Below are 21546 nucleotides of genomic sequence, written 5' to 3' on the forward strand. Positions count from 1 at the left end.
ACCGGTCAGTTGGAAGGAATAAACAATCGAATAAAGGTCATCAAACGAATGGCGTACGGTTACCGGGACAGCGAGTTCTTCTTCATGAAGATCAAGAGCGTCTTTCCCGGCAATCCGTGAAGAACCTAAAATAACCCATAAAAACGCACCCACCAAAAAGCCAGCAGACAACTTCATGCGCAACCTTATAGCGCCTGGCAAGCGAGCAAGTTTTTTAGGATTAAACATTCCACTACGAATATGCTTACCAGAAAAAATCACACTTCCCATCACGATATAAGATAATGTAAAGCGCGTCAAAAACGAGCCATCACGCCATATATCCCCATAAGAGCTGACGATAATACTCTCTCTAAAATTATCTAAAACCTTATTCAAATCTCGACACACAATATAAGTATTCACTCCTGCAGAAGCGAAAAACATAAGAAATGGAAAAATAATTAATGCAAAAATCTTCAAAATTACCATTTTGATTATTTCGCCAATTTTCTTAGTAGACTTTCCGCACCACTGGGTACATTTTCTTGATCGCTCAGACGTTCCACCTCAAACTTTATGCAGGAGCTTCCGGTAAAAGAATAAAAACTCGCTTTGTTCTCACTATCAAACTCACCCTGTAGAACCGTTCCGTCATCCATCGTCGCAGTGCACTTTATGCCTTCGTAATTCAATTCAGGCGGGGCAGAAAAACTGATCCATTTTTCGGACTCTGGCAGTTCAATCTTCAAGCCACCTGGCACCAAGGTGTGGACGCTCATGGTCAGACCGTCCTTGTCAGTCACCCCGCTGAATACCTCGCCTTGTTGGGTGGTTACTCGGTAGCGAGCAAATGGCATCGGTGCTTGGGCTTCGTCTTTCAAGGTGTAGCCGCCGGCGTACCCAGACGGCAACAGTGACGCCGGGGTATTAAGGCTGGCGCTGCCAAGCTTTTGCACATTGGCAGTCTTGAGATAGATGTTTCCGGGTGCCCCCAACTCTATATCGCCGTCCTTGAGACGGATGTAGGCGCCACCACAGTTAAGTACCAGCTCTTGCGGGGCGCTGATTTCTATACGGCCTTCGACGCTTTCGATCTTGATGTCGGTCTTTGCCAGAGCGTGCAGGTCGTTGCCCTGAGCGTGCAGTTCGACTTTGCCTTGAGCGGCCTTGAGTTGCAGGTCGGCAGTTTGTGCGAGCACGCTGACGCCGCCCTCGGCGGCTGCGGTGATGTCTTGCCCGGCGCTGATGTCAGTGTTGTGGGCGGCCATGATGCCCACGCTTTCCCCACCGGACGACAGGCATACGGCTTTAGGGCTGAGCACGCCGATACCCGCTGGTGCATGCAGCAGAACACCTGGTTGTACCAACCCCTTGAGTGCCTCAACCAAAGCTAGTTGGCTCTCGGTATCGTTGGACTTCACTTCAGCGCTACGGGCAGCTTGAGCCATGGAGCGAGCCAGTGATAAGGCGCTTTCCAGTTGCTCAATAGCGGCCTCCATATCGAGTTGCTCACCCCGAGCCTGACCCTGTTCATCAGCACTGATAAACAACCCTTTCCCACCCCTAATCGCACCCCAACCATCAGTGCGCAGTTCAAAGCCTTCACCGCGCTTGTGCTTCTGCGCATCGACCAGGTGCCCGAGGTTGAGTTGGCTCTTGCCGCTGTGCTCGGTACTGAGCTTGATGTGCTCCTGCCCGCGCAGGTCTTCCATGCGCAGCTTATTGTTGGCTGGCGTGCGCAGCACGTTGCGCGTGTAGTCGCGTTTACCCAGCGTCACGTGGTCGGGGTGCTGGCTGTCGTGCAGGGCATGGGCGATGTACGGACGGTCCGGGTCGCCCTGTTCAAAGGCAATGGCGACTTCGGTGCCAGGAATCAGCGGCAGGTGCAGACCGTGGGTATCGCCGGCGTAGGGTCGGGCCAGGCGTAGCCACAAGCTTTCTTCACCGGGTTTCCAACTGTCGCGGTCAAACAGGAAGCTGACTTTGTAGCGCCCTTCGATATCGATGTGGCCGTAGGGGTCGTGCTCCTGCGGGCTGGTGACACGGGCCGGGACGGTGCCGGCAATTTGCGGTTTATCTTTCAGCTCCGGGCGAAAACACACCGTTTCCGAGTAGGGAATGGCCTCAAAGCTGACCTCAAAACTACGGTCGCGAGCAGCGCGGATGGTCAAATGAGTGATCACCGCACCCGGTGCAAAAGCCTGCGGGGCGCCACCGGATATTTTAAGCACCTGACCAGGCGCCAAGGTGGCGCTGCTGCTGATGCCGCTAAGTTGCGTCTGGCCATTGAGGTAACGTTCATGACGCAGGCGTGCATAGAAAAAACCGCTTTCGCTTTGCAGGTCTTCGTCATGGGCATAGGGATCACCCAGTACGGTGTACGGTTCGGCGTAGTGGTAGGCCTCACCGTAGGTGGTGCTGGCACCACGGGTTTGATCGATGTCGCCGTTCAGGTGCGCATTGGCGACGCGGTGATGGTAGGCACGGATATTGACGTGCTGCTCCACCACCTGATGGCTCGATTGCAAGGCCCACACGCCGTCTTGCCCGCTGCTGCTCAGGCCCGATTGCGGGCGATACGCCAGCGCGACGTCGAACTGATAGTGACGTTGGTCATCGTGAAACTCCACCACGTCGATGTTCAGGCGCTCGTCACGGGTGAAGCGGTACCAGATGCCGACGTCGGCCAGCAGACGGTTGATGAAGGCCAGATCGCTTTCGCCGTACTGCATGACTTGTTCGCGCTTGGGGTATTCACGCACTAGGTTGAAGAGAAAGTCCTGGCCTTCAAAATCGTGGCGGGTACGCAGAATACTTTCGACGATCTGCGGCACCGACTGGTGTTGGTAGATCCGAAATTGCCGGCCTTGGCCAAGCAGCGCCAGGTGTGGTTCGAGGGTGATTTCGTAGCGGGCTTCATCAATGGAGCCGGACAGGCGTTTAAATCCGGTGACCACACCGTGCAGCGTGCGCAGTGGCTTGACCTTGGGCGCACTCAGGCCCAAAAACGGCAGGTTGTGCGGTGCACCGTGCAGGCTGAAACAGGCGTTCTGGCCGAGGATTTTTTCGGCGCCGATATCGCTGTCGAAGCAGGTGAATTCAACACGGTAGTTGAACGGTTGGCTCAGGGCCTCTGAACCCTCGAAAGCGAGAACGTCGAGCCGTGCGTCAACGTCGCGAACGGTGAGTGTGTGACGGCTGTGATCGAAGAAAGTGCGCAGTTCGTTGAGCATGTTCAGACCTCCATGGCGACGGGTAATGTCGCGTCTTGGGTGTCTGTGAAATTCAGCACAATGCCTTCTTCATCGCTGTAGCCCAGGGTCACGCCGAGGATTTTCTGCTGGGCGGCCTGGCGTTGCAGCAATTGCTGACTGAGCACCGGCAGGATCTGCTGATTGAGCAGACTGTCGATGTTGCGCGCTCCCGTGTCAGGCAGCAGGCAGGCGGTCACCAGGGCCTCGTTGAGGGCTGCGTCGATCTGGCAATCCAACCCGTAGTGGCGCTGCAGACGTTTGGCGACCTGAGCAAGCTTGATCGCGACGATGTTTTTGAGGGCGTCGGCTTGCAGCGGGCGGTAGATCAAAGTCTGGAAGCGCGCCAACAGGGCCGGCTGGAAGTGCTCGCGCAGGATCGGGCGCAGCAGCTCGTGCAGAATGCTGTCCGGCGCGCCGGGGAACTCTTGCAGGCAGGCTTGCAGTTCATCGCTACCCAGGTTGGAGGTCATCAGAATGACCGTATTACGAAAGTCGATTTCCCGTCCTTCGCCATCACGCATGCAGCCACGGTCGAAGACTTGATAAAAAAGATTGAGGACGTCGCGGTGCGCTTTTTCTACCTCATCGAGTAGCACCACGCTGTAAGGACGTTGGCGCACCGCTTCGGTGAGCACGCCGCCCTGGCCGTAACCGACGTAACCGGGCGGTGAGCCTTTGAGCTGGCTGACCGTATGGGCTTCCTGGTATTCCGAGAGGTTGATGGTGATCAGTGATTTTTCGCCACCGAACAGCTTGTCGGCCAGGGCCAGGGCGGTTTCGGTCTTGCCGACGCCACTGGTGCCCACCAGCAGGAACACACCCAGCGGTGCCTTCTCGTCCGTGAGTCCGGTCTTGGCCGCACGCAGGCGTTGGGCCAAGGCGCCGAGGGCGTGGTCCTGGCCGATCACTTGTTCACCCAGTTGTTGCTCCAGCTCCAGCAGGTTGGCTTGTTCGTCCTTTAGCAAGCTGCCCAGCGGCACGCCGGTCCAGTCGGCAATCACTTCGGCCACGCTGCGGGCGTCAACGTCCAGGGAGAGCAATGGCTGGTTGCCCTGGGCGTCGCTCAGTTGTTGTTGCAGGTGCAGGCAAGCGTCCATCCGTGGCGGTTCGGCCTGACGGGCATCAAGCAGTTGTTGGGTGAGGTCGAGTTCGCGGCGGTATTGCTCCTCAAGCTCTAGTTGCTGGCGGTGCAGGTTGGCGTGTTGCGCGGCAATGATCGCCAGACGCTCGCCTGCGGAGCTGCCGCTCAGTTGTTGATCTTCTTCTAGGGCTTGACGCTCCAGCTCCAGGGCGGTCTGCTGGGCCTTGAGGCGGACCAGCGCCTGGGGCTCGCAATCGAGGCTCATGCGTACCCGTGCGCTGGCGGTGTCCAGCAGGTCGACGGCCTTGTCCGGCAGTTGGCGGCCGGTCAGGTAGCGCCGCGACAGGTTGACCGCCGCCTGTACCGCAGCGTCCAGAATATGCACGCCATGGTGGCTGGCATAACGCGCCTTGAGGCCGCGCAGCATCAGGCTGGCGTTGGCGTCATCCGGTTCGTCGACCTTGACCATCTGGAAACGTCGTTCCAGGGCGGCGTCACGTTCAAAATACTGTTTGTATTCGCTCCAGGTCGTGGCTGCGATGGTGCGCAACTCGCCGCGCGCCAGGGCAGGCTTGAGTAGGTTGGCGGCGTCAGCACCGCCGGCCTGGTTGCCGGCGCCGATCAGGGTGTGCGCTTCGTCGATAAACAGCAGTACCGGGTGAGGCGATTGCTGCACGGCGTCGATGACGTTTTTCAGGCGTTGTTCGAACTCGCCTTTCACCCCGGCGCCGGCCTGCAGCAGGCCCAGATCCAGCGTGCGAACACTGACAGGCTTGAGGCTGTCAGGGACATTGCCTTCAACGATGCGCAATGCAAGGCCTTCAACCAGCGCGGTTTTACCCACCCCGGGTTCACCCACCAAGATCGGGTTGTTCTTGCGCCGGCGACTGAGAATGTCGATGACCTGCCTAATCTCATCGTCACGGCCGAACACCGGATCGATCTGTCCCGCCCAGGCCTTAGCGGTAACGTCGTGGGTGAATTTGTCCAAGATGACTTTCAGGGCTTCTGACTTGTCCGCACTGGATGAAGCCTGTGTTACAGAGGTCTCGGTTCGGTTCAGCACGGCCTCTTGTTGCACCTGTGGCCGCTCTTCGGAATGCTGGTCGAGCATTTCGAATAACCGCTGTAACTGGGTGTCGCTGATACTGAGCAGCGGCCAGGCGGCATCACAGGTGAGCAGGCTGGGCGTCTCCAGCAGTGCGCCGAGCAGGTGGGCCGAGCGCAACGTGTCGTTGTTGCCATCCAGGGATGCCTGCAACCAGGCGTTCTTGATCAGTTGTTGCAGCTTGCCACACAGCTGCGGCTTGGCCTGCACACTGCGCGGCAGACTGTCGAGGTGATCGAGCAGGCCGCGCCAGAGTGCATCCATATCCCATTCGTAGCGACGGGCGATGAGGGTCAGGTCGCCTTCGCCCTGCTCCAGCAACTTGAGCAACCAGTGCTCGATACTGATCAGCCCATGGGCGCGGCTCTGGCACAAGGATGCCGCCGCGCTCAGTGCCTGAGCGCAATAGGGGTTGAGGCGGCGAAGCAAACGGGCAGAACTCTGAGCCATGGGATACATCCCTGTTGTGGATTTTCGGTGTGCCGTCTACAGCACAGACAGTTCGATGTGTTTGGCTCAGCGCCCGCGAGCGGACGCTCAACCCTGCACACCGCGAACCAGCAGACGGAAACCCGCCTGCTGGCCTTCTCGCATCAGGCGCTCTGGCGTTCGTTCCAGGAATCGGAGTGAATGATGTTGCCGTCTTTGTAGGTCCAGGTGACCTTCTCGTAACGCAGCTCGATCTGCTCCAGGTGGTTGTGCTTTTCCTTGCTCGGGTCTTTGACGTCGTGCATTTTCGGCGCGACTTTTACGACCTTGACGTTTTCCAGCTTGGTGATGAAGTACTCGACTTCCTGGCCGGCGTCATCGATGCGGTACCACTTGAACTCGGCGCTCTTGAGGGTCTGGCCAGTGGTCACCGCCTTGTACAGGTAAGGACTGGACGCATCGATTTCCTTGGAGAACAGGAACGGGGTGTGCACCCGGGTGCCAGTCAGCTTGCCGGTGTTGTTGTCGGTGGGGATGTACAGGCTGTGGTCCTGGGCGATGACCTCGATACTGCCTTCGCGCTTTTGTACGTCCACGGACCCTTTGATTTCAGCACCGCCGTCATCTTGCAGCCAGAGGTAAACGGGAATAGCCATGTAAAGCTCCTTTTCTCAAAATTTGAATGCCGCTGGATGCGGCCGGGGGTGTCTGTCCAGCACCGCTGTGGGCAACGCACAGGCCCCCACCTCCGGCACCAGACGGATATCGACGCGACGGTTGGCAGCACGCCCAACCTCGGTGTCATTGCTGGCCACTGGCTGGTTGGCACCAAAGCCCTGGACCGCAAAACAACTGTCGGGGATGTCGCCCATGCGCTGCATCCAGTCACGCACCGAGGCGGCGCGGGCGCGGGACAGTTCAAGGTTTTGCTCGGGGCTGCCGGTGACATCGGTATGCCCGGCAATAACAATCAGCCAGCCTGGCTGGGCCTTGATGTTGACCAGGGCGTTGATCAGCACCTTGGTCGAGCCAGCCTTAAGTTCAGCGCTGCCCGTGCCGAACAGTGACAGGCTGTCCAGGCGCACCGGGTTGGGAACCTTCGCAAGCGGGGGGGCTTTGGGCGGTTGTCGATGACTGGCGATGGTCGCCAACAGCGGCTGGCGCAAAATTTCGCCGCGATACAGTCCCAGGCCCAGTGCCAGCGGTTCGCCCTGTCGGTAGTAGTCGTCCAGGCGACTGGCATCTTGGCGCAACACTGCAACAGCGTTTTCACGCAAGACGAATTGGGGTTGGTCACGACGCTCGGCTGGGGGAATGGAGGCATAGCGTCGCAAGTCGTCACTGACCTGCCGCAGCAGCAGGTTGTTCTGCCATGCCGAGCTGGCCAGGGCCACGACGCCAGCTACCGCAAACAACCAGCACGCCACTACACTTGCCCACAGGGCTGGGGAGCGTCGGGCGTGGAGCGGCAGCAGATTCAGCAAGGGATCAGGAAACGGTAAAGCCGGACTTACCTCCACCAGCGGTTGCCCGGCATCACTCAACCCCACCTTGTCACGTAACCATTGTTGCCATAGATTGCCGGCGACCTGTAGGGGTAGAACCGGTACCAGAGTGATGGCGCAGGCCAGTGGGTGATGAGTGTCACGGGGCTCGAAGTGCGGAAGTAGTGTTTCCTTCAGCCACGTCGCCACGCTGCTGACCTGAACGCTCCTGCACAAACGTGCGGCGTAGGTTGCACTGTCGGCGGCCTGCCGCTGCCAGTCGGTCAGGCTGATACAGGCACCAGCCTCGCGCACCAGAGGGCTGGGTTGACCGGCCTCCCAACTGAACCAGGTCCTTTCGCCTTTTGCGGCTTGCACATAACTCACCAGCATTAGCGGCAGTGCCAGGCCGCGCTTGCGCACCAGGGCGAGCTGATGGCAAAAGACGCGCACCTGACCCGCAAGCTCTGCGGCGTCGGTGTGCTCGCCGGGGTTGGCAACAAACATGACGCTAAGTTGCCCACCCCAGTCCGGGCGAAAGGCCTGGATGCCCGTGATGATCGGTAATAGTTGCTCAAGGCTGGGGATACGCACATAACACCCCTGCGAGGTGGTGCGCAGGGCCAATTGGTCAGCTGGCACCGCACCGAATAGACCACTCAGGCCATCGCCACAGACCAATATCACCGGCTGACGGTAGGCAGTCGGTGGCAGGAAGGTATCGCCGACCAACACCAACTGCTGGCCCTGCCGTGCAAAACGGCGTCCCACCCGGACCCAGGCCCAGGCGACCACGATCACAACGACCAATGCCGCCACGGCACTTATCCAGCCGGCGAACGGTATGACCATCAGCAGCATCAAGGCAAGCGTGCCGCCCCACAGCCAAAGGTTTTGTGTCAGCTTGAGCGTCATACCACCACTCACGCCTGGCCAGGTACAAGCGTGGCGATCAGACTGCCCAGCCAGTGATCCAACCCCCACCAAGCACCGATCAGTAACAGGCCCGCCGCCAGGATATGAACCAGTGGAGATCGCAACCCACGCAGAGGATTCATTCGATGGCCGATGCCCTGGGTCATGACCGCCTGGTTGAGCGCCAGGGGGGCGACCCGTGCATTCAACGCGTCCAGCAGTTGCTCACGCTCGGGATCGCCCACGTTACGGTACCGGCCCTGAAAGCCGAGCATCAGGACCCGCTGAAAGGCTGTCAGTACCAGTACGTCAGGCGAGGGCTGGCGAAGTGATTCGCGCATGTCTTCATACAAAAACTCACCGGCCTGGTGGCGATTGAAGAACTTGGCCTGCAAGGGCTCACTGGCCCATTGGGCATGGGCATCACCCTTGGCACAGCTGAGCGCGGTCTCGTCCAGCAAGGCACACAGGGCGTGACTGATCAGCTCAATGCTGCGTGTGTTTATGTTCGCATCCTTGAGCCCCTGCTGGACCTGCTCGACCTGCTTCTCGCAGCGTTTCCACAGTTCCGGACCATCTTGTATCGAGGCGCCCTGGCGCAGTTCGACGACCAGTAGGTAGCTGTCTTGCAACAGCGCATCAAGCTCCTGCGCGGTGACGGCATGTTTTTTCGAGGGAGTCAGATTCATGCGCGCAGTACCGCAAACAGTTCGAGTTTGATGTCAACCAGCGTGCTCGGCACATAGAAGGCGCAGGTCCCTTCGGCCAGCATGGCTTGCCCTTTGGCGTGACCTAGATCCAGAACGAAGTACTGGTTTTCCAGGCGCAGCGGAATGGCCGCCGGCACATGACTGAGCGGCTGCAAGGGAACACCGTCGAGCGCAGCATTGACCAGATAATCGACATCGTCCGGCGTCCCCACCTTGCACAGACGCGGGAACTGGCTCTGCAACTGTGCGGCCGGCATTCGGCAGCGCACCGACAGGTAGAAGTCGGCACCGTCCCTCTCACGCAGGCGTGCATCGTTGAGTGTGACTTGCCAGCGATTAGCCCCCACTTCCTCCAACTCCAGGGCAATAACCCGCGACGGCAGACTGGCTTCCAGCAAGGTGGAGATGGTGCGCATCAGGGGCGGGAATACACTTTCCAGCTGTTCGTGTCGGTAAGCAGGAATACAGTCCAGGTCCTGCTCCAGCGAAAAAGTCAGCAGGCTGCCGGCCAGCTTGATCAGCTCCAGGTACACCTGTTCGGGGTGCCGTGCCGGATGTACCTTGAGGTCGGCCAGTACCGGTTGGTAGGTGTTCAATGCATTGAGCAACCAGAACAACGACACATCGGCCACGGCAAAATCCGCCATGCGCTGATTGCTCTCGCGGCGCATGCCCATCAGCCGTTGCCGCTTGGCGGACAATTGGGTCAGCAGGTTATCGAGCTGGGTCAGCAGCCCTGGATGGGCCGCGAAGCTGAGTAACGGCGGCACATAATCAGGATCAAGGTTCCACTCGCCCTGTCCGTCACGCACCAGACGTACGATCGGACAGGTCAGGTAATCGGCATTTTCGTCGTCAGCCAAGCGCAGGGTCAGGGCGTGCTCCAGCACGCCAATCGACTGCACCTCGTCGGCGTAGATATCCTGCACTTGCCGCCAATCCTGGCGATAACGCGTTGGCCGCTCGGCCCTCGCTCCGTCGAACACACAGTTATTGCCATTGGCTTGTTCCAGTGGCAACGCCAAGAGCAACGTAGCCTCTTGGGCGTCATCGGGCAGCAGGCGAGCCAACTCCAGGGCGGCCGGCAACCGATCCACATGGTCGGTATCGACCAACGTGCCATCAGGCATACGCACCCGCACATGAGTGGCCTTGAGCTTACCCAGGCGTAAGGCTTGCAGGTCGAACGCCACCCCCTGAACACCCCAGGGGTGTACCAGAGACAGATGGGCCACACTCTCGTTAGCCCAGGCCTCCCAGCGTGCCTGCTGCTGGAATTGTTGCGGGGACAGTAAGGCCCCCGCAGCCCACAGGGGGCGGTCGATCTTCATGACATCATTTCCCTACGAAGTGGCTTAGGCTTTTGCCTTGGGCATCTGCGAAACCAGCGACAAGTTCACGTCCATGCCTTCGACCTGAAAGTGCGGCACCGCGTACAGCTTGACGCGGAAGAAGCCAGGGTTGTCCTCGATGTCTTCTACCGTCACCTTGGCATCGCGCAGCGGGTGGGAGGCTTGCAAGTCGTCGCCAGGGTCGGTCATTTCGGTGACCAGGCCACCGATCCACTTGTTCAGCTCCAGTTCCAGCAAACGGCGGTCCTTGGTCGTCCCGATGTTTTCGCGCTGGATCAGCTTCAGGTAATGGGCGATGCGCGACAGCAGGAAGATGTACGGCAGACGCGCATTGATTCGGCTGTTGGCCGTGGCGTCAGCAGTGTCATACAGCGCCGGCTTTTGCGCCGAGTTGGCCGAGAAGAAACACGCGTAGTCGCGGTTCTTGTAGTACGACAGTGGGATGAACCCGAGGTTGGCGAATTCGAATTCGCGGGTTTCCGGAATCATTACCTCGGAAGGAATCTTCACCTGGTTGCCAGTGCCCAGGTCGTACAGGTGAATCGGCAGATCGGTGACTGCGCCACCCGATTGCGGTCCGCGAATCTGTACGCACCAACCGTTGGTGATAAAGCTCTTGACCATGTTGGCGGCGAAAGCGAACGAAGCGTTGGTCCACAGGTATTTCTCGTGATCCGGGCCCTTGACGCTTTCGCTATAGTTAAAGCTGCGCACCGGGACAGTGTCCGGGCCATACGGCAGACGACCCAGCACGCGGGGCATGAGCAAACCGATGTAACGGGAGTCGTCGCTGTCGCGGAACGCCTTCCACTTAATGTATTCGGCCCGGTCAAAGTAGTTGCCGATATCTTTGATCGCCGCCACTTCTTCCATCGACTGCTTGCCAAAGAACGCAGGACCTACGGAACCAATGAACGGCATGTGCGCCGCTGCTGCCACTTTGGAGATATTACGCAAAAGAGCAATATCCTGCGGGCCGCGATTGAACTCGTAGTTGGAAATCGCCGCTGCAATCGGCTCGCCACCCGGGGTGTCGTATTCCTGGGTGTAGGTGTGCAGATACAGACCGCTTTGGGCAATTTCAGGCGCATCTTCGAAGTCTTGGACCAGATGATCCTTGCTGATATCCAACAGTTCGATACGCACGTTCTGGCGGAAATCGGTCTGGTCAATCAACGATTTCACGCCGCGCCAAGTCGACTCGACACGCTGAAAGTCGGGATGATGCATGACCGCGTCGAGTTGACGGCTGATCTGTGCGTCCAACGACGCAATGTGTTCATCCAGCAGGGCTTTGTCTAGGCGCTCGACTTTATGTGACGACTGTTTGAGCAGGTCCAGGAAGACACTGACGGCCGCAGTGACCCGTTCATCCGCAGACGCTTCGGACAGGGCCTCGGAGTTTTGAAACGCTTCGATGCCACTCAACTGCGCAACCGGGCTGAGGTTGATCTTGGCGAACAAAGCGCCATAGATACCTTGGCCGCTGTCTGCGTCGTGGGTTTTAGTCAACTGCGAGGGTGCGGATGATTGTTCTGCGGACATGGTAAAAACTTCCTTATTAACGAACCGAGGGCAATTAACGATCTTCTTGTGGTGCCAGAGCGGCCAGTTCGACTCGTAGCTCGTCACTCAGCGCGTCATCTCTGAGGATGCGTTCCAGCTCGTGGCGGAAGGTCGCGTTGTCCAACAGGTTGGATTTGAGGTCGCGTAGCAGATTGCGCATCGCCAGCAGGGCTCGCAGTTGCGGAATTTGCCGCGCTACCTGCTCTGGCTCGAAATCTTTCATGCTCTGGAAATTCAACGCGACAGCGGTGTCGGCGTCATCATCGACCAGGGTATTTTCCACCGCCAATTTCAAGCTTGGAGAAAACTCAGCTAAGACACTGTCGAAGTTGTTTTTATTAATGCCTACCTTGCTTCTTTCTGATAACGAGCGCTGTTCTTTACCGTTGCTGTAATCGCCCATCACCATCAGCTTCAGTGGTAATTCAATTTTTTTCTGTGCCCCGCCGGTGTGCAAATCGAGCTTGATATTGACCCGTGCCTTGGGCACTTCATTTTGAAAGCTGTTTGAAGCCATACATCCTCCAGACATAACTCTACGAGACGGAAGAACGCCATCACGAAAACCAGGCAGCTCAGAGCAAAATTACTATTTGGTGTATTGCGTGGTAGGAAATTACCGAGGAGGATTCTAGTCAGCTCACAAGATTAAAAACAACCAATAAATAATCAAGCGTTATGAAATACTCATGAGTCTTTATGAATTCAATTTTGTATGTAGGAAATTACCGAAATACTATGAGATCTGTCTGATGTTGATTTGCATGGCAGTGCCATACCACCCTCACAGCCCTTTGCAGTCCACGCGGAACGGGCCCCGCAGGGTGCCGAACGCAAAGTCTCAGCAAGTAAGAGTTCACCTGACGAAAGCTCGTATCGTTAGTTTGCTTATCAGGAAATGAGGGGGTTTGCGCACCCTCAGTTAACGAGCAGCTTTTCGCGGAAGAACAGGTAGAAAGCTACTTGAGTTGATCGTGGTTTATACGATTGCGGCAGCGGTAGCGAAATATTATGTTGCACATTGTCGTGAGCAACCTGTAACTACTGAGTTTAAACATCGTTGAAATAATTTGCATTATGAGCATGTGAATATGGTCGTTTTCGATTGCAGGCTGTTACAGCTTTGGAATCTGCTGTCGATTGATGGTGGGTAGAGGGTGGGATGGAAACTGCTCATCCAATCCCGGCTGTAAGCGTTGTAGGCCCACCGTACAAATTGTTCGAGTAGCCGATCATTCTCCCTCTGTAGACGCTCGTTCTCACCTTTCAAACGCGCAATGCAGTCGTGTGCCACTTGCAGTTCGGGACTGCTGAACTTGTTCGCCCGAACCGAAGTTGAGAGTGCCTGTTTGCGCAACATGAACGCGCGCTGAATTCGCTCATGTTTATGCAAGGTAAACAATGATAAACCCTAGGCTACAATTCTGTTTACGCAAAAAAACGCGCTTTTTTTTATTATATTTTCATCACGACTATTTACGTTTTAATAGAAGTCAGCCCTTCTGACAAACCCCGCTGACAACCTGCGCCACGATGTACACCGGTAATTCCCTGGCCCGAAACCTTCCGCCAACACGCGGCCAACACCAACCAAACCGTACCTAACCCCGCTGTGACTGAACGCTTGAACACGTGCAACACGTCCTTGATAGATCGCTCTACCGAATCAGTAAATCAGTGATGCTCCCTGCAGATTTACTTCCGCGCCCGTGTGGGCAGTGCACTGCGTACAGCACGATTGCGGCTCCCACAGGGGATCGCGGTGTTGTTTCAGTCGATACCGACGAAGCCACCCGTCTGGTGCTGCCACAACCGCGCATACAACCCCCCATGCGCCAGCAACTCGGCATGGCTGCCACTCTCGGCAATCAGGCCCTTCTCCAGCACCACCAGGCGGTCCATCCGTGCAATGGTCGACAAGCGGTGCGCAATCGCAATCACCGTCTTGCCTTTCATCAAGGTCTCCAGGCTTTCCTGGATCGCCGCTTCCACTTCCGAGTCCAGGGCTGACGTGGCTTCGTCCATGATCAAAATCGGCGCGTCCTTGAGCAGTACGCGGGCGATGGCGATACGTTGGCGTTGCCCACCGGAGAGTTTCACGCCGCGCTCACCCACGTGAGCATCCAGCCCTGTACGGCCTTCAGCGTCCGAGAGCAGCGGGATGAACTCGTCGGCGCGGGCCTTGTGCACGGCGGCCCAGAGTTCTTCGTCGGTGGCGTCGGGCTTGCCGTACAGCAGATTGTCGCGGATCGAGCGGTGCAGCAACGAGGTGTCCTGGGTGATCATGCCGATCTGTGCGCGCAGGCTTTCCTGGGCGACCTCGGCGATATTCTGGCCGTCGATCAGGATGCGCCCGCCTTGCAGGTCGTAGAGTCGCAGCAACAGGTTGACCAGCGTCGACTTGCCCGCACCGGACGGGCCGATCAGGCCGATCTTTTCACCGGCCTTGATCTCAAGGTTAAGGCCGCCAATGATCCCGCTCTTCTTGCCGTAGTGGAAATCTACCTGCTCGAAGCGCACTTCGCCCCGGGGCACACTGAGGCGCGGGGCGTTGTCGCGGTCGATCACGGCCAGTGGCTGTGCGATGGTTTTCAGGCCGTCCTGCACCATGCCGATGTTTTCGAAAATGCCGTTGACCACCCACATGATCCAGCCGGACATGTTGACGATGCGAATGACCAGGCCGGTGGCCAGCGCGATGGCGCCCACGGAAATCAGCGACTGCGTCCACAGCCACAGCGCCAGGCCGCTGGTGGTGACAATCAGCAGGCCGTTCATGGTGGTGATCACCACGTCCATGCTGGTCACCACGCGGCTGGCCAGCTGGGTTTTTTCAGTCTGCTCGATGATCGCTTCCTTGGCGTATTCCTGCTCGGATTGAGTATGGGCAAACAGCTTCAAGGTGGTGATGTTGGTGTAGCCATCGACGATGCGGCCCATCAGTTTGGAGCGCGCCTCGGACGAAATCACCGAGCGCTCCTTCACGCGGGGCACGAAATAGCGCAATGCCAGGCTGTAGCAGATGATCCAGCTCACCAGTGGGATCATCAGGCGCCAGTCGGCCTCGGCAAACAGCACCAGGGAACTGATGGCGTAGATCGCCACGTGCCAGATCGCGTCCACCGCAGCCACGGCAGAGTCACGCAGCGAGTTGCCGGTTTGCATGATGCGCTGGGCGATACGCCCGGCGAAGTCATTCTGGAAGAAGTTCAGGCTCTGCTTGAGTACGTAGTTATGGTTCTGCCAGCGGATCAGGCTGGTCATGCCGGGGCTAATGGTCTGGTGCACCAGCAGGTCGTGCAGGGCGCCGAAGATCGGACGCAGCAACAGGGCAACTACGGCCATCCAGATCAGCTCGGTGCTGTGGACCTGGAAGAAGTTGGCGGGCGGCGTGCCTTGGGCCAGGTCGATGATACGGCTCAGGTAGCTGAACAGCGCGACTTCGATCAATGCGCCGATCAAGCCCACCACCAACAGCGCGGCAAAACACGGCCACACCTGGCGCAGGTAGTAGAGGTAGAACGGCAGGACTTTATCGGGCGGGGCGGCGCTTGGCGCGTCGCGGAAAATATCGATCAGTTGTTCAAAACGACGATAGAGCATTAGGGTTGACGCCCGCCTGGCGGGCTCTCCTGTTCAAATGCGCGCGCAGCCTTGTGGGCTGCGCACGGAGCTTCCTGCAGACCTCAGTCGATGCGCTTGGCCGACTTGATGTAGACAGGATCGATAGGCACGTTCTGCATGCCTTGCTTGGTGGTGGTCTGCGAATTGACGATCACGTCGACCACGTCCATGCCCTTGACCACTTTGGCGAATACGGCATAACCGCGATCACGGCCTGGGTCGAGGAAAGCGTTGTCGGCCACATTGATGAAGAACTGGCTGGTGGCCGAATCCGGATCACTGGTGCGCGCCATGGACAAGGTGCCACGTACGTTATGCAGGCCATTGCTGGCTTCGTTCTTGATCGGCGCTTCGGTTGGCTTTTGCGACATCGATTGGGTGAACCCACCGCCCTGGACCATGAAGCCCGGGATCACACGGTGGAAAATCGTGTTGTTGTAGAAGCCCTTGTCGACATAGGCCAGGAAATTCTTGGTGCTGATCGGGGCCTTGACCGGGTCCAGTTCGATTTCAATGTCGCCGTTGGTGGTGGTGATCAGTACGTGAGGCGCCTTGGCGGGTTCGGCCGCCATCAGGTTGGCAGCGAACAAAACAGAACCGGCAAGAAAGGCGATTTTTTTCAGCATGGGTCAATGATCCTGGGTAGTGGTTTCGACTGTCTTTATAAAATCGAGCAGCGTGGCGTTAAAGACTTCAGGTTGATCTAAGGGCGTGGCATGGCGGGAATCTCTGATCACCACCAGTCGCGCATCGGGCAGCAGTTTTACATAGTTTTCTTTTTGCGCCACGGGGGTGTAGTCGTGGTCGGCGCTGATGACCAGGGTTGGACAGGCAATCCTCGAAAGGCGTTCCTGCACACCCCAGCCTACAATCGCATCGAAGCTGGCGAGATAAGCACGTTTGTCGTTTTTTGCCCAGCGTTCGGCCATCTTGCGGCGCAGGTCGGCCTGGTGCGGGTTGGGAAACAAGCGGTCGCCCAGCGCCTTGCCGATAGTGGCGAGGCTGAACACGCGCGCCAGGCTCCAGCGCTTGGCCCACTGCCAGTAATCATCGGCGCTGCGTACCTTCACCTCCGGCGCGCTGTTGACGATGCACAGGCTCTTGACCCGCGCCGGTTCATCCACCGCCAGTTGGAAGGCAATCATGCCGCCCATGGATAAACCCACCACATGGGCGGGCGGCAGGTCCAGGTGTTCGATCAGCGCGAGCAGATCAAAGGTGAAGCCCTGGATGCTGTAGCGTTCGTGCGGTTTATCCGAGCGCCCGTGACCGCGCACATCCACCACGAGCAGGCGGTAATGTTTGGCCAGCACCGGAATCTGCAGCTCCCAATCCTGGCAACTTGAGCCCAGGCCGTGGATCAGGATCAGCGGGGTGCCGTGGCCGTATTCTTCGTAGTGCAGGCTGCATCCTTCGTGGTCGAACCAGGCCATGCATGAACTCCGTTTCAGGCTTGCCGGGGGGCGGCGAAAGGCGCGTCCAGGGGTGCCGTGTCAAAGGCGCGCAGCAGTTCCACGAGGATCTGCGTCGCCGGCCCCAAGGGTTTGTCTTTGTTGGAATACAGGTAGAACGTGGGGTGGCGGCTGCCACCTTGTTCCAAGGGTAGCTGCTTGAGCACGCCTTCGGTGAGTTCACGTTCGATCATATGCCGAGGCAACCAGGCAAAGCCCAGGCCGCTGCCCACAAAGGCGGCGGCGGTGGCCAGGCTGCCGACGGTCCAGCGCTGTTCGGCGCCGAGCCAGCCCACATCGCGCGGTTGCTGGCGACCGGAGTCGCGGATCACCACCTGCATCTGGCTTTCCAGGTCCTGGAAACTCAGTTCGCGATTCATGCGGTGCAGGGTGTGCTCGGGGTGGGCCACGGCGACAAATTCCACATCGCTCATTTCCGTGCCCAGGTAGCCGGGGATGCTAAAGCCGCAAATCGCCAGGTCGGCCACGCCTTCAATCAGCAGCTCTTCAACGCCCGACAGCACCTCCTCACGCAGGCGCACGCGGCAACCACGGCTCTGCGGCATGAAGGCGGAGAGGGCGCGTACAAGGCGCGCGTTCGGATAGGCCGCGTCCACCACCAGACGGACCTCGGCTTCCCAGCCCTGCTCCATATGGTGCGCGAGGTCTTCCAGCTGGCTGGCGTTTTTCACCAGTTGCCGGGAGCGGCGCAACAGCACTTCACCGGCGTCGGTGAGCACCGCCTTGCGCCCATCAATGCGCAGCAGCGGTACACCGAGCTGGTCTTGCATGCGGGCCACGGTGTAGCTCACCGAAGACTGCGAACGGTGCAGCGCTTCGGCCGCCTGGGCGAAGCCGCCATGGTCGACCACGGCTTGCAACGTGCGCCACTGATCGAGGGTAACGCGGGGCGCTTTCAAGATGGGTTCCTCTTGTCCTAAGCTGACAGCCCTTATTGGAGACTGCCGAATGAGAAAATTCTGTTGTGTGTTGCTGGCGCTGCTGCCGATGAGCGCATTTGCCTACCCCATCGACGTCAAAAAAAAGATCGACGGCGTCAGTATCGATTACACCACCTACGATGTGGACGGCGATATCAGTTCGATCCAGCTCAATAACTACGGCACGATTGACGCCGTATGCTCGGTAACCTTCACCAACGGCCCGGAATCACCGCGTCGCCGTACGGTCACGGTGCCGGCGGGAAAAAGCACGAACACCACGGCCAAGTTCAACCGCGCCATTATCAAGATGCGCATCGCCTTGGCTTGCGCGCCGAAGTAACCCGAGAGCGGAGCATGCCGACAGCGATACTCCGTTTATAAGCAGATTTATAGATGGGTTATAGCAGTTTTTTGCGCTTTTTAATCGAATTGGCTCTGTTTAATCTTCACTCCATCGAATTACAGCAATTACAGATGGAGCCTACAAAGCCATGTCCAATGTTCTGATCATCGAAAGCAGCGCCCGCCAGCAGGATTCGATTTCCCGCCAACTCACCCGGCAGTTCATCAGCCAATGGCAGGCCGCCCACTCGGCGGATCAGATCACTGTGCGTGACGTGGCCCTCAACCCGGTCCCGCACCTGGACGCCAACTTGCTCGGCGGCTGGATGAAACCTGCGGATCAACGCAACGGCAACGAGCAGGCGTCCCTGGAGCGCTCCGACGAATTGACCAACGAACTGCTGGCGGCCGACGTATTGGTGATGGCTGCACCGATGTACAACTTTGCCATCCCCAGCACCCTCAAGGCCTGGCTGGATCACGTGTTGCGTGCGGGTGTGACCTTCAAATACACCGCCACCGGCCCTCAGGGTTTGCTGGCCGGCAAGCGCGCCATCGTGCTCACCGCGCGCGGCGGCATCCACACGGGTGCCACCTCCGATCACCAGGAACCCTACCTGCGTCAGGTTATGGCATTCATCGGGATTCACGACGTCACCTTCATTCACGCCGAAGGGGTGAACCTGAGTGGGGACTTCCAGGAAAAAGGCATTAACCACGCCAAGGCGCTGCTGGCACAGGTCGCCTGATCGTTTAATCGCCAGATAATCCCTCGATGTTTATCTAGCTCCACGCAACCCTTCAAGTACGCGTATCGAACCTCCCTTTGCACTTTTTGCTCCTGAGTGCTCCTGCCCGACTGACGCATTAGCGAGGTCGGGTTTTTTTTGCCCCGAGTTTCTTCAATCGTCGAAAACCTTTAATGTCCCGCCCATTCGAAACGAGGCGCGCATGGGCTATCTACTGGTTGTCACTCTGATTCAGGCATTTTCCTTCAGCTTGATCGGCGAATACCTCGCCGGTCACGTCGACAGCTACTTTGCCGTGCTGGTGCGCGTGTTGCTGGCCGGGCTGATATTTATCCCGCTGACGCGCTGGCGTTCGGTGGAGCCAGCCTTCATGCGCGGCATGCTGGTGATTGGCGCGCTGCAGTTTGGCGTGACCTACGTGTGCCTGTACCTGAGCTTTCGCGTGCTCACGGTGCCGGAGGTGCTGCTGTTCACCATTCTCACGCCGCTGCACGTGACCCTTATCGAAGATGCCCTCAACCGCCGTTTCAACCCCTGGGCGTTGATCGCCGCGTTGGTGGCGGTAGCCGGCGCGGCGGTGATCCGTTTCGACCAGATCACCCCGCACTTCCTTGGGGGCTTCCTGCTGTTGCAACTGGCCAACTTCACCTACGCCGCCGGGCAGGTGATGTACAAGCACTTGGTCGCTCGTTATCCCAGTGATTTGCCGCACTACCGACGCTTTGGTTACTTTTACGTGGGCGCGTTGCTGGTGGTGTTGCCGGCGTTCCTGCTGTTCGGCAAGTCGAACTTTCTGCCGGAAGCACCGCTGCAATGGGGCGTGCTGGTGTTTCTTGGACTGGTCAGCACCGCCCTGGGGATGTATTGGTGGAACAAAGGCGCCTGCCTGGTCCATGGCGGCACCTTGGCGGTGATGAACAATCTGCATGTGCCGGTGGGGCTGCTGCTGAACCTGCTGATCTGGAACCAGCACGAACCGCTGGGCCGCTTGGCCTTGGGTGGGTTGGTGATTCTGGGGGCGGTGTGGATCAGTCGGTTGGGTGTGCGAAAGGCGCCATTGTTACGCTGAACCCCTTGTGGGAGCGGGCCTGCTCGCGAATGCGGTATGTCAATCAGCACCTCTTTTGTTTTGCTGACTCATCACCTTCGCGAGCAAGCTCGCTCCCACAATAGGCCGCGTCGTTAAATCGATATTTTTTCCGGGGCCGGCAAATGACTGGCCCCGAGCACCGCCGGCAACATCCCTGCGCGCAGATCATTGCCACTCGGCTGCTGATACAAGCTCAAGCCAAACTCCGGCAATACCGCCAGCAGGTAATCAAAGATATCCCCCTGGATCCGCTCGTAATCCGCCCATGCTGTGGTGCGGGTAAAGCAGTAGATTTCTAGCGGCACGCCCTGGGCGGTGGTTTGCATCTGGCGCACCATACAGGTCATGTTCGGCTGGATGTCCGGGTGGCTTTTCAGGTACGCCAGGGCGTAAGCGCGGAAGGTGCCGAGGTTGGTCATTCGGCGCAGGTTTGCCGACAATTGCGCGCTGTTCCCCTGAGCTTCGTTCCAGGCCTTGAGTTCAGCCTGCTTGCGCCCGATGTAGTCGGTGAGCAGGTGCACCTGGGTCATGCGCAGTTCTTCATCGTCACGCAGGAAGCGCACACCGCTGGCGTCGATATACAGGCAGCGCTTGATGCGGCGCCCGCCAGAGGCCTGCATCCCGCGCCAGTTCTTGAACGACTCGGACATCAGGCGCCAGGTGGGAATGGAGACGATGGTCTTGTCGAAGTTCTGCACCTTGACTGTGTGCAAGGTGATGTCCACCACATCGCCGTCGGCGCCGACCTGGGGCATTTCGATCCAGTCACCGACCCGCAACATGTCGTTGCTGGTCAGTTGTACGCTGGCGACGAACGACAGCAAGGTGTCCTTGTAAACCAACAGGATCACCGCCGACATCGCACCCAGGCCTGAGAGCAGCAACAGCGGCGAACGGTCGATCAGGGTGGCGACAATAATGATCGCGCCAAACACGAACAACACCATCTTCGCTAACTGCACATAGCCCTTGATCGAACGGGTGCGTGCGTGTTCGGTGCGTGCGTAGATGTCCAGTAAGGCGTTGAGCAGTGCGCTCATGGCCAGTACCAGGAACAGAATGGTGAGCGACAGGGCCACGTTGCCGATAAACAGAATAGCGGTCTTGCTCAGGTCCGGCACCAGGTACAGGCCGAACTGGATCATCAGCGATGGCGTCATTTGGGCCAGGCGATGAAAGACTTTGTTGTGCCGCAGATCGTTGACCCAGTGCAGGGCCGGTTGCCGGCCGAGCAATTTGACGGCGTGGAGAATGAGATAACGCGCTACACGTCCAAGCAGCAGCGCCACGACCAGCAACACCAGCAGCCCGAGGCTGGCATGGAGCAATGGGTGTTGATCGAGGGTGCCCCAAAGGTCTTGGACGTTGATCCAAAGCTGTTTGATATCCATGGATGAGACCGATTCTTCTGTAAGACAAGACGGAGCGATTAGAGCATTTAAGTGCGACAAAGTTGACGTCATGG

Annotated in this window: 17 protein-coding genes; 4 read left to right on the plus strand and 13 right to left on the minus strand. The window is 58.3% G+C overall.

What is annotated here, in order from left to right; translation table 11 throughout:
• Nucleotides 1–120: transposase (locus AACY52_RS25040; protein WP_141228961.1), on the plus strand; the 120-nt coding region annotated here is incomplete at its 5' end.
• Between the two features lie 356 nt (nt 121–476).
• On the opposite strand, the gene AACY52_RS25045 is transcribed toward AACY52_RS25040, so the two are convergent.
• From AACY52_RS25045 to AACY52_RS25100, 12 genes are all read right to left on the minus strand, one after another.
• On the minus strand, nt 477–3215 hold the full coding sequence (locus AACY52_RS25045) for a type VI secretion system tip protein VgrG (protein WP_339560914.1): 2739 nt from the start codon (nt 3213–3215) through the stop codon (nt 477–479).
• 2 nt (nt 3216–3217) lie between these two features.
• Entirely contained in the window at nt 3218–5875 is a 2658-nt protein-coding gene (tssH, locus tag AACY52_RS25050) for a type VI secretion system ATPase TssH (protein ID WP_339560915.1), read from the minus strand.
• Nucleotides 5876–6018: 143 nt separating this feature from the next.
• Nucleotides 6019–6510 carry an Hcp family type VI secretion system effector gene (locus AACY52_RS25055; protein WP_124377347.1) on the minus strand — a complete coding sequence of 164 codons (492 nt, stop codon included), beginning with the start codon at nt 6508–6510 and terminating at the stop codon, nt 6019–6021.
• A 15-nt stretch (nt 6511–6525) separates the two neighbouring features.
• Nucleotides 6526–8253: an OmpA family protein gene (locus AACY52_RS25060; protein ID WP_339416747.1), complete on the minus strand. Its 1728-nt coding sequence runs from the start codon at nt 8251–8253 to the stop codon at nt 6526–6528.
• Between the two features lie 8 nt (nt 8254–8261).
• Entirely contained in the window at nt 8262–8942 is a 681-nt protein-coding gene (gene tssL, locus AACY52_RS25065; RefSeq protein WP_339427386.1) for a type VI secretion system protein TssL, short form, read from the minus strand.
• Complete coding sequence (gene tssK / locus AACY52_RS25070) at nt 8939–10294, minus strand: type VI secretion system baseplate subunit TssK (RefSeq protein WP_339560916.1); 1356 nt, start codon at nt 10292–10294, stop codon at nt 8939–8941. Before tssK ends, tssL begins: the two co-directional genes overlap by 4 nt.
• A gap of 24 nt (nt 10295–10318) precedes the next feature.
• Nucleotides 10319–11860 carry a type VI secretion system contractile sheath large subunit gene (tssC, locus tag AACY52_RS25075; protein ID WP_339427388.1) on the minus strand — a complete coding sequence of 514 codons (1542 nt, stop codon included), beginning with the start codon at nt 11858–11860 and terminating at the stop codon, nt 10319–10321.
• A 34-nt stretch (nt 11861–11894) separates the two neighbouring features.
• Nucleotides 11895–12398, minus strand: coding sequence for a type VI secretion system contractile sheath small subunit (tssB, locus tag AACY52_RS25080; protein ID WP_339416743.1), 504 nt, complete (start codon nt 12396–12398; stop codon nt 11895–11897).
• Between the two features lie 1253 nt (nt 12399–13651).
• Nucleotides 13652–15484, minus strand: coding sequence for an ABC transporter ATP-binding protein (locus AACY52_RS25085; protein WP_339416742.1), 1833 nt, complete (start codon nt 15482–15484; stop codon nt 13652–13654).
• 83 nt (nt 15485–15567) lie between these two features.
• Complete coding sequence (locus AACY52_RS25090; RefSeq protein WP_065873821.1) at nt 15568–16131, minus strand: peptidylprolyl isomerase; 564 nt, start codon at nt 16129–16131, stop codon at nt 15568–15570.
• A gap of 3 nt (nt 16132–16134) precedes the next feature.
• Entirely contained in the window at nt 16135–16938 is an 804-nt protein-coding gene (locus AACY52_RS25095; protein WP_339416738.1) for an alpha/beta hydrolase, read from the minus strand.
• Nucleotides 16939–16952: 14 nt separating this feature from the next.
• Nucleotides 16953–17876 (minus strand): LysR family transcriptional regulator, encoded by a 924-nt coding sequence (locus tag AACY52_RS25100; RefSeq protein ID WP_339416736.1) that lies wholly within the window; start codon nt 17874–17876, stop codon nt 16953–16955.
• 49 nt (nt 17877–17925) lie between these two features.
• On the opposite strand from AACY52_RS25100, the gene AACY52_RS25105 reads away from it, so the two are divergent.
• The 3 genes from AACY52_RS25105 (at nt 17926) to AACY52_RS25115 (ending at nt 20060) form a co-directional block, all read left to right on the plus strand.
• Nucleotides 17926–18240 carry a 3-phosphoglycerate kinase gene (locus AACY52_RS25105; protein WP_339416734.1) on the plus strand — a complete coding sequence of 105 codons (315 nt, stop codon included), beginning with the start codon at nt 17926–17928 and terminating at the stop codon, nt 18238–18240.
• Nucleotides 18241–18391: 151 nt separating this feature from the next.
• Nucleotides 18392–18991, plus strand: coding sequence for an FMN-dependent NADH-azoreductase (locus tag AACY52_RS25110; protein ID WP_339427390.1), 600 nt, complete (start codon nt 18392–18394; stop codon nt 18989–18991).
• Between the two features lie 202 nt (nt 18992–19193).
• Nucleotides 19194–20060 (plus strand): carboxylate/amino acid/amine transporter, encoded by an 867-nt coding sequence (locus tag AACY52_RS25115; protein WP_065873817.1) that lies wholly within the window; start codon nt 19194–19196, stop codon nt 20058–20060.
• 113 nt (nt 20061–20173) lie between these two features.
• On the opposite strand, the gene AACY52_RS25120 is transcribed toward AACY52_RS25115, so the two are convergent.
• Nucleotides 20174–21472, minus strand: coding sequence for a mechanosensitive ion channel family protein (locus AACY52_RS25120; protein ID WP_339416728.1), 1299 nt, complete (start codon nt 21470–21472; stop codon nt 20174–20176).
• Nucleotides 21473–21546: the final 74 nt, after the last annotated feature.

The organism is Pseudomonas sp. EA_65y_Pfl1_P113 (assembly GCF_963970525.1).
Taxonomy (GTDB): domain Bacteria; phylum Pseudomonadota; class Gammaproteobacteria; order Pseudomonadales; family Pseudomonadaceae; genus Aquipseudomonas; species Aquipseudomonas tritici.

Bases quoted from the DNA above. Each gene is read 5' to 3' on its own strand.
- AACY52_RS25045 (WP_339560914.1), bottom strand. From the start codon at position 3,215: ATGCTCAACGAACTGCGCACTTTCTTCGATCACAGCCGTCACACACTC.
- tssH (WP_339560915.1), bottom strand. From the start codon at position 5,875: ATGGCTCAGAGTTCTGCCCGTTTGCTTCGCCGCCTCAACCCCTATTGC.
- AACY52_RS25055 (WP_124377347.1), bottom strand. From the start codon at position 6,510: ATGGCTATTCCCGTTTACCTCTGGCTGCAAGATGACGGCGGTGCTGAA.
- AACY52_RS25060 (WP_339416747.1), bottom strand. From the start codon at position 8,253: ATGACGCTCAAGCTGACACAAAACCTTTGGCTGTGGGGCGGCACGCTT.
- tssL (WP_339427386.1), bottom strand. From the start codon at position 8,942: ATGAATCTGACTCCCTCGAAAAAACATGCCGTCACCGCGCAGGAGCTT.
- tssK (WP_339560916.1), bottom strand. From the start codon at position 10,294: ATGAAGATCGACCGCCCCCTGTGGGCTGCGGGGGCCTTACTGTCCCCG.
- tssC (WP_339427388.1), bottom strand. From the start codon at position 11,860: ATGTCCGCAGAACAATCATCCGCACCCTCGCAGTTGACTAAAACCCAC.
- tssB (WP_339416743.1), bottom strand. From the start codon at position 12,398: ATGGCTTCAAACAGCTTTCAAAATGAAGTGCCCAAGGCACGGGTCAAT.
- AACY52_RS25085 (WP_339416742.1), bottom strand. From the start codon at position 15,484: ATGCTCTATCGTCGTTTTGAACAACTGATCGATATTTTCCGCGACGCG.
- AACY52_RS25090 (WP_065873821.1), bottom strand. From the start codon at position 16,131: ATGCTGAAAAAAATCGCCTTTCTTGCCGGTTCTGTTTTGTTCGCTGCC.
- AACY52_RS25095 (WP_339416738.1), bottom strand. From the start codon at position 16,938: ATGGCCTGGTTCGACCACGAAGGATGCAGCCTGCACTACGAAGAATAC.
- AACY52_RS25105 (WP_339416734.1), top strand. From the start codon at position 17,926: ATGAGAAAATTCTGTTGTGTGTTGCTGGCGCTGCTGCCGATGAGCGCA.
- AACY52_RS25110 (WP_339427390.1), top strand. From the start codon at position 18,392: ATGTCCAATGTTCTGATCATCGAAAGCAGCGCCCGCCAGCAGGATTCG.
- AACY52_RS25115 (WP_065873817.1), top strand. From the start codon at position 19,194: ATGGGCTATCTACTGGTTGTCACTCTGATTCAGGCATTTTCCTTCAGC.
- AACY52_RS25120 (WP_339416728.1), bottom strand. From the start codon at position 21,472: ATGGATATCAAACAGCTTTGGATCAACGTCCAAGACCTTTGGGGCACC.